The 14,102-nt window shown below is 49.6% G+C and carries 16 protein-coding genes; 4 read left to right on the top strand and 12 right to left on the bottom strand.

Annotated elements, in window-relative coordinates; genetic code table 11:
- Positions 1 to 78 precede the first annotated feature (78 nt).
- The 9 genes from EHW56_RS06305 to EHW56_RS06265 all read right to left on the bottom strand — a co-directional run bounded on the left by EHW56_RS06305 (position 79) and on the right by EHW56_RS06265 (position 6,460).
- Positions 79 to 483 carry a hypothetical protein gene (locus tag EHW56_RS06305; RefSeq protein ID WP_152799377.1) on the bottom strand — a complete coding sequence of 135 codons (405 nt, stop codon included), beginning with the start codon at positions 481 to 483 and terminating at the stop codon, positions 79 to 81.
- Positions 470 to 1,153, bottom strand: coding sequence for an HNH endonuclease signature motif containing protein (locus EHW56_RS06300; protein ID WP_152799380.1), 684 nt, complete (start codon positions 1,151 to 1,153; stop codon positions 470 to 472). The genes EHW56_RS06305 and EHW56_RS06300 overlap by 14 nt, the downstream gene beginning before the upstream one ends.
- 271 nt (positions 1,154 to 1,424) lie before the next feature.
- Complete coding sequence (locus EHW56_RS06295; RefSeq protein WP_152799384.1) at positions 1,425 to 1,793, bottom strand: hypothetical protein; 369 nt, start codon at positions 1,791 to 1,793, stop codon at positions 1,425 to 1,427.
- Complete coding sequence (locus tag EHW56_RS06290; protein ID WP_152799386.1) at positions 1,790 to 2,860, bottom strand: hypothetical protein; 1,071 nt, start codon at positions 2,858 to 2,860, stop codon at positions 1,790 to 1,792. The genes EHW56_RS06295 and EHW56_RS06290 overlap by 4 nt, the downstream gene beginning before the upstream one ends.
- Positions 2,860 to 3,792 (bottom strand): MvdC/MvdD family ATP grasp protein, encoded by a 933-nt coding sequence (locus tag EHW56_RS06285; RefSeq protein ID WP_152799389.1) that lies wholly within the window; start codon positions 3,790 to 3,792, stop codon positions 2,860 to 2,862. The genes EHW56_RS06290 and EHW56_RS06285 overlap by 1 nt, the downstream gene beginning before the upstream one ends.
- Positions 3,793 to 4,176: 384 nt before the next feature.
- The gene (locus EHW56_RS06280; RefSeq protein WP_077771019.1) at positions 4,177 to 4,599 is read right to left on the bottom strand and encodes a CBS domain-containing protein; all 423 of its coding nucleotides are present in this window, start codon (positions 4,597 to 4,599) and stop codon (positions 4,177 to 4,179) included.
- Positions 4,596 to 4,946 (bottom strand): P-II family nitrogen regulator, encoded by a 351-nt coding sequence (locus EHW56_RS06275; RefSeq protein WP_025674528.1) that lies wholly within the window; start codon positions 4,944 to 4,946, stop codon positions 4,596 to 4,598. Before EHW56_RS06275 ends, EHW56_RS06280 begins: the two co-directional genes overlap by 4 nt.
- A 9-nt stretch (positions 4,947 to 4,955) precedes the next feature.
- Positions 4,956 to 5,738: a DUF1538 domain-containing protein gene (locus tag EHW56_RS06270; RefSeq protein ID WP_046073675.1), complete on the bottom strand. Its 783-nt coding sequence runs from the start codon at positions 5,736 to 5,738 to the stop codon at positions 4,956 to 4,958.
- On the bottom strand, positions 5,735 to 6,460 hold the full coding sequence (locus EHW56_RS06265; protein WP_074213141.1) for a DUF1538 domain-containing protein: 726 nt from the start codon (positions 6,458 to 6,460) through the stop codon (positions 5,735 to 5,737). Before EHW56_RS06265 ends, EHW56_RS06270 begins: the two co-directional genes overlap by 4 nt.
- A 226-nt stretch (positions 6,461 to 6,686) precedes the next feature.
- On the opposite strand from EHW56_RS06265, the gene EHW56_RS06260 reads away from it, so the two are divergent.
- The gene (locus EHW56_RS06260; protein WP_152799393.1) at positions 6,687 to 7,583 is read left to right on the top strand and encodes a TIGR01777 family oxidoreductase; all 897 of its coding nucleotides are present in this window, start codon (positions 6,687 to 6,689) and stop codon (positions 7,581 to 7,583) included.
- Positions 7,584 to 7,697: 114 nt separating this feature from the next.
- Here the strand turns inward: EHW56_RS06260 and EHW56_RS06255 are convergent, their stop codons facing one another.
- Positions 7,698 to 10,139: an ABC transporter permease gene (locus EHW56_RS06255; RefSeq protein WP_152799396.1), complete on the bottom strand. Its 2,442-nt coding sequence runs from the start codon at positions 10,137 to 10,139 to the stop codon at positions 7,698 to 7,700.
- Positions 10,129 to 10,815 carry an ABC transporter ATP-binding protein gene (locus EHW56_RS06250; RefSeq protein ID WP_074213144.1) on the bottom strand — a complete coding sequence of 229 codons (687 nt, stop codon included), beginning with the start codon at positions 10,813 to 10,815 and terminating at the stop codon, positions 10,129 to 10,131. The genes EHW56_RS06255 and EHW56_RS06250 overlap by 11 nt, the downstream gene beginning before the upstream one ends.
- Here EHW56_RS06250 and tesA point away from each other — a divergent pair.
- The 3 genes from tesA (at position 10,814) to EHW56_RS06235 (ending at position 13,570) form a co-directional block, all read left to right on the top strand.
- Complete coding sequence (gene tesA, locus EHW56_RS06245) at positions 10,814 to 11,428, top strand: multifunctional acyl-CoA thioesterase I/protease I/lysophospholipase L1 (protein ID WP_152794637.1); 615 nt, start codon at positions 10,814 to 10,816, stop codon at positions 11,426 to 11,428. The genes EHW56_RS06250 and tesA overlap by 2 nt on opposite strands.
- 29 nt (positions 11,429 to 11,457) lie before the next feature.
- On the top strand, positions 11,458 to 12,285 hold the full coding sequence (locus EHW56_RS06240; protein WP_152794854.1) for an SDR family oxidoreductase: 828 nt from the start codon (positions 11,458 to 11,460) through the stop codon (positions 12,283 to 12,285).
- Positions 12,286 to 12,715: 430 nt separating this feature from the next.
- Complete coding sequence (locus EHW56_RS06235) at positions 12,716 to 13,570, top strand: co-chaperone YbbN (protein WP_152799399.1); 855 nt, start codon at positions 12,716 to 12,718, stop codon at positions 13,568 to 13,570.
- A 3-nt stretch (positions 13,571 to 13,573) separates the two neighbouring features.
- On the opposite strand, the gene cueR is transcribed toward EHW56_RS06235, so the two are convergent.
- On the bottom strand, positions 13,574 to 14,035 hold the full coding sequence (gene cueR, locus EHW56_RS06230; protein ID WP_077578578.1) for a Cu(I)-responsive transcriptional regulator: 462 nt from the start codon (positions 14,033 to 14,035) through the stop codon (positions 13,574 to 13,576).
- Between the last annotated feature and the right edge of the window lie 67 nt (positions 14,036 to 14,102).

Here is a 14,102-nt window from a genome sequence, read left to right as displayed (position 1 = left end):
GGGTCATACACAACCAGCAGATCAATATCTGAGGGTGAATTTGAATGGAGGTACGACCCAAAGATATACCACTTCGTATTAAGCGGTTTTATAAGCATATACTGGTCTACCTTCTCGGTCTTTCTTTACATATACCTTCGGATTAGACCAGTACAAAGCTCCGAAGAACTCACCAATATTGAAGATGCCTAGATCATTGTTATCACCGTGTTCTTTGGCTTCACGGGTATAACCATTCCAGTTGCCGCTAGTAACGATAATGTCAGCTTCTGGAAACTCATCACGAATCTGATAGATAGCTGCTAGACCCAATATATACTCGTTTACTAGAACCATTTTTACTTTATCGCCTTGCTCACGGGTGACCTCAAAAACGATGTCTCGTTTGCGTTCAAAAGAAACAACTTTTTCATGTCCACTTAGTGTTGTCTCTACAAACTTAATAGTTGGAAACGACACATTCCAATTGTTAAATTTCGCCATATCTATCAATAACCTCTTGAAATTCTTGCGGGAATCTCTTCACACCTTCAACTTTGTCATAGCAATTCTGTTCGAATCCTGCTGCATGCTCAACGAACTGATAGCAGGCATCAAGATCATCAACATCAATTAGATCTTCATTGTCGCGAATAATCTTGGTAATAGATCGGTTGTTAGGGACGACGGTATCAAGTTTGCGGAGATTCCAAAGCTCCACCATGTTACTCAATGGGTTTCTTATCGCTTCTTCTGACTCTGGACCAAAGTTTTGCCAGACACGTTTGTTTCGAATCAGTAAACGTTTAATAGCGTCAGCCATGTCTTTCTTTGATTCGAACTTCTGGACAACAAATGCTGCTTCAATCGCAGCTTCATGTTCAGCTTTCCAACGATGAATTTCTTCAGCCGTAAACGTACCTTCTGGAGATTTATCAATCTCCGTATGATGGGTCGGACACAGCAAGATAAGATTGTCATAGGTGTCATCACCGCCGCCGGCAACGCCACGCGGACCATCTGGTTTGTTAGCAATGATATGAGCCATTTCACCGATTAGAGTGGCTCCATCTCCATCGGTGAACTGAATGCAGTCAATGCCGCATCTGGGCTTGGAGCAACGTCCGCCAGCTTTGCCCCATAAAATTTTGATGTCTTTTACTGGTATTGCCATTGATACCTCACACAGTAATAAGCCGATGATTTGTAGCTGGCTACTACTTATCACCTAAAGGAAATAGAATGATATCACAACAATACTAGTGGAATAGCTCTTACAGCATAAATTGTATAGTTATAAGCATCATGACTTGCCACTGGCAAAAATATTGCCACCGGAGAGCTAGATACAACGTGAACCATAGATCGCTAACAAAGAAAAGGACAAAGGGTTAACTGTCATGTCCTTACTGACAATATGTCAAGTCGGTCCAAGTTACTACACCTTAATGAGCTAGAACAATCTCATCAGGATCTAAATCTTCAATTGATTCAGTCACAACAGTCGTATCTAGGTAGAGCGAATCATTGTCGCTGCTTTCAACAACTTTAGTCTCGTATGTAGCATCTAAATACATACAATCTTTATCTGTTGGCTCTAAAGTCTTTGTTATTGCCGTTTCATCTGAACAAAAAATACTATCGTTATCTATTGGTTCGGTTACGTTCGTTTGAATTGTCCAATCACATCGAACCTCATCATTATCATGACTCTCTATTGTGAAAGTTTTGGTTGTTGTATCGATTGCATGGAAAGTAGAACCCACAGGGGAAATCTCGATTATTTCACTATAGTTCATAATGTAAGGTTTCATTTTTCATCCTTTACAGTAGCTATGAGTAAATTAGGGTCAAACAATTCATTACTTATCTTGATTACTGTGCTTTGTTTAGAGAGGTTTAATGCACTAATCATAAAGTTAGCGGAAGTGTTACCCGAGGAATTTGAAGACGAATAAACAAAAATAATTATGTTATCGGGGGTGACAGCTTTAGACAGACTTAACAACTCTTGAGGTGAGAAGTTGCCCTCTTTATCTATCAATATAAATTCATCATTAGATAATTTTATAGCATCGGATGGAACTTGCTGAATAAACGGTTGTAAGACCGTAGAAAATAATATTAATGAGCTAAAAAAAAGACTTCTAATGAAATACTTTTCAATATTTTTCACTAAGGTTGCAGCTTCCCACTGCTCATCTTGTGAGGTTAGCCAGTCGATATAAATATTTTTAGCTAACTGCTTAAAATCAGGCGAAAATTTGAATGAACCAAATCTACTCTTTAAGGTTCCCTTTACTTGTAGGTATCTACGTAGTAGAACCAAAACGTTAATTATAGAAACACTTGAAAAACCAAAGGCAAGCCACATCAATACACTGAAGTGTGAAAATCCCAACTCTAGTATTGATTGAAATAAAAATGCGAACAACCCTGTGTATACTAAGGCAATTGCGATATAACTATTAACCTTGTTGTTTAGTGTGTTAATACTGTTTTGGCACTCTGCATTCTTATGCTTTAAGAACTCCATTCTTAATTTGCTTTTTGAACCGCAATCGTCATCATAAAGTCCTAAAAAGTCAGCTTCAAGTTGGGCTATTTCTTCTTGTTGACGAGGTGACTTTATATCCAAAATTCGTAAAATTGACACCCACTTAAAGCGCTCTTTAAAGTTGCCTTGATGGATATAAGTAAATAAGTAGATATGCTTGTCACCCCAAGGTAACGAGAGGAGGGAAAAACGAAGTCCTGCTAAGGAATCTACTGAGTCAAAACCGTTATCCTGTGATGCATGGAATATAGGAAAATGGTTTAGTAACCTACAAAAAAATAAGCCGAATTTATACCAAAGAGAGGTGCGATTTTGTTCTTCCACTATGGCTCCATTTTAGTGCTACCCGTTGTCAAGTACTCAATAATTGATTCCGATATATTGAGTCCTGTCTCAAACTCTAGCCATGCCCATTGACCATTAGCATTCATCTCCAAGAAGTACCACATGTCATCTTTCACAATGAAGTCAAAACACCCAAATCTCATACCACAGAGATCCATAAAGGCAAAGCAATTGCGCTCAATATCTTCTGGAATCGAACAGGTTTCATAGACAACTTTGTTGTTTGGTTTTCGCCAGTCTATATTGTTTTGTGAGCAAATTTTAACAGGGAAAACTCGTTCACCTATAATAGTTAATCGTACTTCGAAATCTTTCTGGATATAACTTTGTAGATAAACGGGTGAGTACTCAAATTTACGGGTTGAAAATGATGGGTCTATTAGGTTTGTTTGTACGAATTCTTTACTAGAGTCTCTCGTGATTTCGCCTATGGCAACAGGCTTGATAATGCCTTTCTGATTAGAAAAGTGCTTTAGTAAAGTTACATCATTTGTAATTGCGAGTTCTGGCAGGTTAAATCCGACTTCAGTAGCTAGAGAAGCCTGAAGCACCTTATTATTGGCTCGGCGCATAATCGAAGGTTTTGTGAGTACAGTACCTTTAAAGCTTTCTATGATTCCTTCAATCAAGGAATAGGTTTCCCTATGGATATACGAGTGATAATGACTCTCAAAGATGCCATCTAGCTTTTCCATTGATGGCTTTCGAAAATAAATGGACAAACACGATTCGGAGTCTATTTCACTACTTGTACCTTTAATTTTGAAACCATTAGAGGAACAGGTGATACGGTACTCTGAGAATCTGTCTAGGTCTAAACGGAAAAATTTAAGCTGAGTGAACTTTGTAATAAGGTAATCACAGGTTTTGTCATAACTGCTTGTTACTACGAGTATTGGTCTACTATTCAACTTGCTTTCTCTCAACTTCAATCACAACTAACTAATGTACATGATTGCATGGCTATTTTCTATGAGGGAAGCACTCACTCTCTTGATTCAACTGGCTTTTATGTGAGATTCGTTAATGTAGACAACCTTTTGGGTGTCAACGTGCAATTACCCTAGTTTTGATGTGCTACCGTCCTCATACCCAAAAGTTTCGTGCCACTCATCAGATTGAGCATACCCATATGAGCAGCCATGCTTTGCGCGTTATCTCACAAATAGGCCAGCATTAGATTCTGTAAGGGAAAAGAAGGAGCATTGACGAGTGTAGCCCAGTGGTTCTAAACCGTTTCGGGGCACAAATGAGCTAGTCCCCACTCCCTTAAAACCACCTTTACACCTATCCCCCTAATCCTTCCTATGCTGACTCTCCACTTCTTCGGCAAGCATGCCGTAGATGACGATTAGGTTATAACTCACCATGCCGAGAACTTGGCCGTTTTCAATCACGGGAGCGCGGCTGATGCCGAAGCGTTCGAATAAACGGGCGCAGTATTTCACGTTCATATTGGGCGATACGCTAAGCGCGGGTTTGGTCATAATTTCATAAACGTTGACCCGTGATGGCGCGCGGTTTTTGGCGAGCACTTTTTTGGCAATGTCGTTCATTAACACAATGCCGAATTCGTCATGCTCATCGCGTTTATTGACGATAATCGCTTTTACTTCTTCTTTTCGAGCAATGCGGATCGCTTCTTCGACCGTGGTGAGCCCATCAATACACACGGCATGGGCATGCATCACATCTCTTACCGTTTTATGTTGTTTCATAACTCGTCCTTCACCACTTCGGTTAATTCTCGCATTTGGTGGGCCACGCCCACGGCATCTTCCACATCAATTTGCACCGCGATGCCACTGCCGGAGGTGGCATCAAACTCGCCCACGTCATTAATGGTTTCGAGTATGGTGCGCGCTAAGTGCTCTTCCACCAGGAAGATGGCCACGTCTCGCTGCACATCCAGCGTCAGCCCTAAAAAGGTTTTCTTTTTCACCAAGCCTTCGCCACGCGCGTTGTTAATAATGGTCGCGCCGGTAGCGCCGGCTTGTCTGGCGGCATCGAGCACCGCATCGGTTTTGGCATCTTCAATAAACGCCATAATTAATTTGAACCGCATAGGCTCTCCTTACGATGAACGCTGTGCGTGCTTTTTCTGTAAATAGGCTGTGATTTGGGCATAACCCATCACGGTGATCATCGGAAACAAACTGGCAAACGCAATTAAGCCAAACCCATCGAGCATCGGGTTTCTTCCCGGTACGGTAGAGGCTAGCCCCAACCCCAGCGCTGTCACCAAGGGTACGGTCACGGTTGAGGTGGTTACCCCTCCAGAATCATAGGCCAAAGGCACGATAAACGGCGGGGCAAAATAGGTTTGGATCACCACCACCACATAGCCGGTGATGATGTAATAATGGAGCGGATCGCCCACCACAATGCGGTAGCACCCCAAGGCAATCCCCATGGCGACGCCCAGTGCCACTGAGGCACGTAAGCCGTTCACCCGGATCGCCCCGCCCGAGACTTTGGCGGCTTTAATCGCCACTGCAATCAATGAGGGTTCAGCCACCGTGGTGCTAAAGCCAATCGCTGCGGCAAACAGATACACCCAGTAATAGGCTTGCCAGTCGATCTCGCCGCCCGCTTTGAGCGCTGCGCCGACAAAATCGGGAGCGGTCAGCTGCTCGGCCATCGACGAACCGAGTGGAAACAATGCCAGCTCGAGCCCCATTAAAAACAGGCTCAAGCCGAGAATGACATAGAAAAAGCCGAGAAAGATCCGTTTGGGATTGTTAAGCGCTTTGCGCAATACAAACAGCTGAAAGCCAAAGATGATCGCGATAATCGGGATCACATCGCGCACGGTGGAGAAAAAGGTGTCGAGAAACAGGGTGAGTGGATTGTTCATGCCACCACCATGCCGTAGGCCATCACGAAGATCATCGGCGACAGAGAGGCAAAGGCAATCAAGCCAAAGCCATCCACCATAGGATTACGCCCTTTGATCACGGTCGCCAGTCCCACGCCGAGCGCGGTGACCAATGGCACCGTGATGGTCGAGGTGGTCACCCCACCTGAGTCGTAGGCAATGCCGATAATACTCGGCGGTGCGACCATGGTCATCGCCACCACCAACAAATAGCCGCCAATGATTAAACGGTGGATCGGCCAGCCTTTCATGATTCGCACCACGCCCAGCACAATCGCAAACCCAACAGAGAGCGCCACGGTTAGCCGCAGGCCGTTGGCATAGTTGTCTTTGGCCGCTTCGCTGGTGTGTATCATCCCGCCATTGGCGGCGACATCTGCCGCCTCTGCCGCCACCGCGGTGAGTGCGGGTTCGGCTATGGTGGTGCCAAAGCCGAGCAAAAACGCGAACGCAATCAACCAGCCTAAGCTACCTTTATGGGCAAGGGAGTGCGCCATGGATTCGCCAATCGGGAATAGCCCCATGTCTAAGCCGTATACAAATAAGGTCAGCCCGACGACCACCAGCACCAACCCAAAGGTGATGGATATCCAATTGGGCAGCGGTTGTTGAAGAACAATCACTTGAAAAAAGCCAATCACTAGGATGATGGGTAAGAGATCGCGAAAGCTTCCTAGCAATGATTTGAATAACGCTTGCATGTAGGCGACATGACTCCCTGCGCAATAGAATGAAAAACACACCTTTTGTATGCCTATTTATGTTAGCACTCCCAATTTGGGGTGCGAGGAGCAGAAGAGAAAACTGCGCGATCAAACCGATTTTGGTTGCGGCACGTAACAGGATACAAAGCAATCACTTGCGCTAAGTCTAAAACCCTCTTAGCGTTAGTAATAATCACCATTACCCGACGTTAGGACATCAGGCATGAAACTCTTAATCACTGGCGGCACTGGCCTGATTGGTCAGGCGTTAATTCCACGCTTGCTGACCGAGCATCAGATCACTGTGTTATCCCGCTCCAAGCAAAAGGTCTCCCAGTGCTTTGGCGATAAGGTCTCCCCGTTAGAGCGGCTTGATGACCTCCCTCATCTCAATGATATTGATGCCATTATTAATTTGGCGGGTGAGCCGATTGCCGATAAACGCTGGAGTGAGCAGCAAAAAGGGATTATCTGCACCAGTCGCTGGGGGCTAACCGAAAAACTGGTGGAGAAAATTCATGCCAGCAGCACCCCACCACACACCTTTATTAGCGGCTCGGCGGTGGGCTATTACGGCGATCAGCAAGACCGCAGCTTTGACGAAACCTTGGTGGTCCATGCCGATGATTTTGCCCAACATGTGTGTCATCAGTGGGAGAAAATTGCCTTAAAAGGCGCGTCGCAACAAACGCGCGTGTGCTTGCTGCGTACCGGCGTGGTGTTAAGCGCTGAAGGTGGTGCGCTAAAGCGGATGATGCTGCCGTATAAACTCGGGCTGGGCGGCCCAATTGGCAAAGGCCAGCAATACATGCCGTGGATTCATATTGATGATATGGTCGGTGCGATTATCCATCTACTCAACACCCCTGAGCTCAAGGGGCCGTTTAATTGCACCGCGCCAGAGCCGGTCACCAATAAACGTTTTAGCCAAGCGCTCGCCCGTGCCTTAAAACGCCCGCATGTGTTCTTTGTCCCCACACTGGCAATTAAAACCATGATGGGCGAAGCCTCGCATTTGCTGCTCGATAGCCAGCGCGCCCTGCCTCACGCACTCGAGGATGCGGACTTTCAATTCCAGCACCCCAAGGTGGAAGAAGCCATGCAGTCACTTTTTAAATAGCGGCCCTTTCCTATCACACAGCGTGTTGCTTGCTAGCCGTTCTGCACAAAAAAGCGGGTATCAATTTTCTTGATACCCGCTTTGTTATCGACGAATCAGATATGTTTTATCGCGTTAACGCCGTTGCGGGTCAATCAGTTTACGCAGCATCGAGGCGACCGTGACAAACACCAGCGCCACCGCCAACACAGGCAACACCGCCCAGAGCTCAGGATGCAGGCGTACCTCCATTTCAAAGCCCCATTTCAGCAGGCCGACCATCGCCGCTTCTGCGCCAAGCACCGCCATTAGGCCCGATACAAAGGCCATCACGCCGTATTCGCTCCACAAGGTGCGTTGAATACGGGTGCGGCTCGCGCCCAAAGTGCGATAGAGGTTTATCTCCTGCTGGCGTTCGCTCAGGCTGATACGCAGTAAGGTGAGCAACAATAATAAGCCGCTGATCACCGCCAGCCCCGCCAATACCGAAAGCGACAAGCCAATTTGACGCAAAATCGACTGAATACGACTGCTCATGGTGCGCAAATCAAGCAGCGTGACGGTCGGATACTCCCGTGCCAAGCGATTGAGCAGCGGTGTTTGTGATTCATCGAGCCTGAAGCTCACCAGCCAGTTAGCGGGTTTGTCGGCGAGCGTCTCGCGGTCGAAAATAAAGTAGAAGTTAGGCCGCATATTGCGCCACTCGACTTCACGAATCGAGTTCACCGTGGCGGTAAAGTCTTGGCCAGTCACGCTAAAAGTCAGGCTATCGCCAATCTCAATCTCCAAACGCTCGGCAATGTCGGCCTCTACCGACACGCCATTCTCGGTTGGCCAGTCTCCGGCAATCACCTCATTGTGTGACGGCAAGCTGTCACGCCAGGTAAAGTTAAGCTCGCGGCGCAAGGCCTCATCCGCTTCATCGCGCTCGGCCTCGTCGGTTGGGAGCTGATAACGCTCACCGTTTTTGCCCACCAGCCGGCCACGCACGATGGGGTAGGCATCGGAGCGCATTAGGCTGGCTTCGTCGAGTTCACCCACATAGTCTTGCTGCTCACTCGGGGCGATATTCAGCGCAAACACATTAGGCGCATCGGGCGGCAGCATCCGTCCCCAATCGGCAAGCAAATCGGTGCGCAGCAGCCAGATAATCGCCAAGAGCATAAAGGAGATCGCCAGCGCCCCTAACTGCACGCTGCTAGCCAGTTTGTTGCGGGTAATTCGGCTTAAGGCGAGCTTGACCGACGGCGCACGCACCCGTGATTTCACCAACCTAAGCAGGCCTAACCCTGCCAGCGCCAGCAAGACGATCATCACCGCCATCGCCCCCAGCACTGTCCATAGCAAGGTGTTGTCAAACGCCCACAGTGCAAGCGCCCCCACAGGTATCGCAATCAAAACAGCCGCGGTGCCACGACGGCGACGTCCGATGGCAGCCTGCGATTGCACGGCGGCCAACGCGGGCGCATCCAGCAGTTTAAGCAGCGGCACCCCCAAGGCTGGCAGCGCCACCAACAGCGCGACACCGGGCGCAAGCACCCAAGGCACCCAGCCATAGCTTGGTAATGGCGAAGGCAGCACATCGGTCAGCGGCAAGCGCAATAACACTTCAAGCGTGTAACCGGCAGCCAAGCCCACGGCGGTAGCAAGGACAAACAATAAGGTTAACTGCCGAGCCAACCAGCGCCGCACCCATTGTTGGCTGGCACCGAGGCTTTTTAGCATCGCCACCAAATCCGCACGGCTTTTGGCATAGTGCTGACAGGTTAAGGTTAACGTCGCCGCGGCCATCACAATCACCAGCACCACGGTTAACGACAAGTACTGACGGCTGCGATCCAGCATATCGCCAGTGCGATCGGAGGTGTTTTCATCCACCCAGCGCTCACCATCTTGCAGCGTGTAGCTGGCTTTAGCGGCGCTTAGGCTGGGCTCGTCACCGGTTAAAAAGTAGCGATAACGCACGCGACTGCCTTCGCGCACCACGCCAGCGGCAGGCACATCATCGCGATGCATCATCACCGCGGGCATTTGGCTAAAGGGGTTAAACGACAGCTCCGGCTCGGCGGCCAAAGTGCCGCTCACCGTTAAATCGAGGTTACCAATCGAGACGGTGTCGCCAGGTTTCACATCCAACAAGCTGAACACCCGCTCAGACAGCCATAGCTCACCGGGTTGAATGCGTCGGTCACCGCCAATCGCTTGGCCGTTTTGCTCCAGCACCAAGTCGCCGCGCAGCGGATAAAGGCTATCCACCGCTTTCACGCTGACCAGCTGCATTTTTTGCTCGCTGAACGCCATGGTGCCAAAGCGGGTTTGGGCAGATACCGTAGCGCCGGCTTGTTTAAACGCATCAATTTGTTCGGTGTTAAGCGGCTGGCGAGTGCGCAACACGGTGTCGGCGGCAATCAGGTTACGCCCTTGCTGGGTGAGCACGTTTTCAATGCGATCGGCCAATGCCGATAGCGCAAACACACAGGTGATGATCAGTGCCAGCGCCACCGCTACTGGCCAAATTTGCCCGTGTAACAGTTCGCGCCACGCCCAGCGGTTGAGTAGTCCGTTTTTACTCGCCATTCACTCGCTCCTGTAGTTTGCCGCTGTCCATCATCAAGGTACGCTGACAACGCTTTGCCAGCGCCGGATCGTGGGTGACCAACACCAAGGTGGTGCCATGCTTTTCGTTCAGCTCAAACAATAAATCGATGATGGTCGCCGCGGTTTTTTGGTCAAGATTGCCGGTCGGCTCATCGGCAAACAGCACGTGCGGGCGAATAATAAATGCACGCGCCAGGGCTACCCGTTGTTGCTCCCCGCCAGACAGTTGCGACGGCAAGTGGCTTTCGCGTCCTTGTAGGCCCACCGACGCCAGCAGTTGCTTGGCGCGGGTTTCATCTTCTTCCTCACCGCGAATGGTGAGCGGCAACATCACGTTCTCAAGCGCGTTCAGTGACGGCACCAGTAAAAAACTTTGGAACACAAACCCCACCGATTCGGCACGAAGCGCCGCACGCGCATCTTCATCCAAGGTGGAAAGCTTGTGGCCGAGCAGATCGACCTCGCCTTCACTGGGCGTATCTAATCCTGCAAGCAAAGTCATTAAGGTGGATTTTCCTGCGCCGGACACACCCATTAATGCAATCGACTCGCCTGCCTCGATTTGTAGCGAGACATCCTGCAGAATGGTAAGCGGCTGTTCGCGTGTCACGACATGTTTTGCAATTTTTTCGGCTCGAATAACAGGAGAGGCCATGTTACGCATCCTTACTTTGTTGTGTTTTTTGTGGGTGAGCAGTGCCAGTGCACAAACGCTCCTTGTCCTTGGTGACAGCTTAAGCGCTGGCTACCAAATGGCGGCTGAACAATCCTGGCCTGCTAAGCTGCCGCGCGCGCTCAACGACCACGATGTCGAGGTTGAGGTGATTAATGCCAGTATTTCCGGCGACACCACCGCCAATGGCCTGCAGCGTCTGCCGCAATTATTAGAACGCCACCAGCCAGAATGGGTGCTGATTGAGCTCGGCGGCAATGATGGCCTACGCGGTTGGCCATTTAATCGTATACGAGACAACCTTAAGCAATTGATCACTCAAACCCGCGCCGCCGATGCCACGCCTTTGTTGGTGCAAATCCAAATCCCGCCTAATTATGGTCAGCGCTATGCACAAGGATTTGCTGATATTTATCCTACACTGGCAGAGCAAACACAAACCCCCTTGCTGCCCTTTTTTATGGAGACTGTGATCCAAAAGCCTGAATGGATGCGTGATGATGGCATTCACCCGATGCCGGCCGCACAACCTTGGATTGCCGATTTTATGGCAGAAAAACTCGCGCCTTACTTGTCTGACGCAACCGAATCATGAATGAGGATCTTATGGACACTGCCTCTCCGCTGAATAACGCCATTTTAATCACCGGCTGCTCCACCGGCATCGGCTATGCCTGCGCCAAAGCCTTGCATGAGCAAGGACACACGGTGATCGCCAGTTGCCGAAAGGCTGACGATGTCAGCCGTTTACAGCAAGAAGGCCTAACTTGTATTCAGTTAGATGTGTCAGACACGGCCAGCATCAACCAAGCGGTCGACACCGTCGAGCAAATGACAGGCGGCAAACTCTTTGCACTGTTTAATAACGGCGCTTACGGCCAACCGGGCGCGCTGGAAGATTTGCCCACCGACGCCTTACGCGCTCAGTTTGAGACCAATGTGTTTGGCTGGCACCATTTAACCCAAGCCTTGTTGCCGATGCTGCTTAATTATGGCGAGGGACGCATTGTGCAAAACAGCTCGGTGCTGGGTATCGTGGCATTGAAATACCGCGGCGCGTATAACGCCAGCAAATTTGCCCTCGAAGGTTGGACCGATACCTTGCGCTTAGAGCTCAGCGACACGCCGATTAAGGTGAGCTTGATTGAGCCCGGCCCAATTGAAACCGCGTTTCGTGCCAATGCACTCAGCGCCTTTAAACATTGGGTAGACCCTAATAAAAGCCGCCATCACCAGGCCTACCAAGCCCAACTTGACCGCCTTGCGGCGGATGAGGGCAGCAACAAATATACGTTGCCCGCTGACGCGCTTGTCGCACCACTGACGCATGCCTTGTTCTCGCCTCGCCCCAAAATACGTTATCGCGTGACTCAACCGACAGTGTGGATGGCAATCCTCAAACGGCTCCTTCCCAGCCGCTGGCTGGATCGGGTCTTGCTCAAAGGCGGTTGATGCAACAGCGAAAAAAACGCCAAAAAAGCGTGGTTGCTGTCGCATTTGTCATACGTTTGTCATAGACGAGCGCTAATCTGACCGTCACTGGTGGAAAACGTCCGTTAGAACATTATCCGCCAATAACGCAACACCCTAGATAACAATCATAAAGGAGCCGGCTGATGACCTTGCATCAATTGAACTGGCTCTGCTTGAGCGTCGCTTTGTGCGTGGTGCTCGTGTTGTAACTCGCACTTGCTTTGTAATGACTTCGCTTGCAGACCGACGAAATGAGCCACCCTCCGGTGGCTTTTTCGTTTTTTCTCTTTTTAATCCCTTTCGCCTTTGGTCAGAACCGTAATAACACGCCCAAATACACGCCCAGTTGCTTGAATTTCTGCACGTTTGCCCCCACCCTTAAAGCAAATCCACTTGGTCAGGATCCATGATGAACGCAAACTATATCGTCGAATTAACCGAGCATAATTTTCAGCAGATTCTCGAGTCGTCGTCTCGCACGCCGGTGCTGGTGTACTTTTGGGCGAGCATGATGCCCGAAAGCGTGGAGCTTAAACCCACGGTTGAACAAATTGCTCACGACAGTCACGGCAACTTCACACTGGCGACCATCGATTGCGAAGCGCAGCAGCTGATTGCCGCGCAGTTTGGCGTCCGCGCACTGCCAACCCTGGCGCTGTTTAAAGACGGTCAACCTGTGGATGGCCTCGCTGGCCCGCAAAATGAAGAAACCGTACGCGAGATGCTGAACAAGCACCTTCCAAGCCCAGAAGATCAAGCGTTCGAGCAAGCGCGTCAGCTTATGGCCGAAGGCAATTACACCGATGCTTTGGTGATTCTAAAGCCGCTGGAAACCAGTCACGGCGATAAGGGTGAGTACAAACTGGCGATGGCAGAATGCTTGGTCGAGAGTCATCAGTTTGATGCGGCGCAAGCGCTGCTGGATACCGTGCTGATGCAAGATCAAGATGCCACCTACAAAAGCTTGGTCGCCAAGATTGAGCTACATAACCAAGCGATTGATGCGCCTGAAATCCGCCGTCTTCAGGCTCAACTCGAAGAAAACCCAGACGACGCCAACGTCGCCTATGAGCTGGCGGTGCAGTTCAATCAGATTAATCGCAGTGAAGAAGCGCTGGAGCTACTGATGAACATTCTTCGCCGCGACATGAATCATGCCGAGGGTGAAGCTAAGAAAACCCTGATGGACATCCTTACCGCGCTCGGCCAAGGCAATGAGGTGGCGTCGCGTTATCGTCGTCAGCTCTATTCGCTGCTTTACTAAATGTTAGTTTGTCACGGGCGATTCATCCCCTGATGCACAACAACTTGAGGGGCTGGCGTCCAACTCGCCTAGCTCACTGTCACCGCGCAGTGCTTCGATAATCGGGCACTGCGCGTCACCATCGCCCGGACAAGCCTGCGTTAAGGCGTGCAGTGTGGTTTTCATTGCCGCCAGTTCTGCCATTTTCTCATCAATCTCTACCAATTTTGTCTCGGCACGCGCTTTGACATCGGCACTGCGTAACGACGGATCGCGCGACAACGCTAACAAATCCGCACTTTCTTCCAAGGTAAACCCCACCAATCGTGCACGGCGGATCATTTGCAGCTCACTCACGTGCTGCGCGCGATAGTCCCGATAGCCATTCTCCGCCCGATGCGGCGGGGTGATCAGCCCTTTTTGTTCGTAAAAACGAATGGTTTTGCTGGTTAGGCCGGTTTTCTCTGCCACTTGTTGAATTTTCATTTTGCTCGCTTGACCTTCCAGTAGCTATAAGGTTTACAGTTTAGCCTAACTGAAGTTGCGACAATCG

The sequence above is a fragment of the Salinivibrio sp. VGrn1 genome (assembly GCF_009377995.1).
GTDB lineage: Bacteria > Pseudomonadota > Gammaproteobacteria > Enterobacterales > Vibrionaceae > Salinivibrio > Salinivibrio siamensis.
Note: the sequence above shows the minus strand (reverse complement) of the source record. Positions and strands in the feature narration are given on the sequence as shown.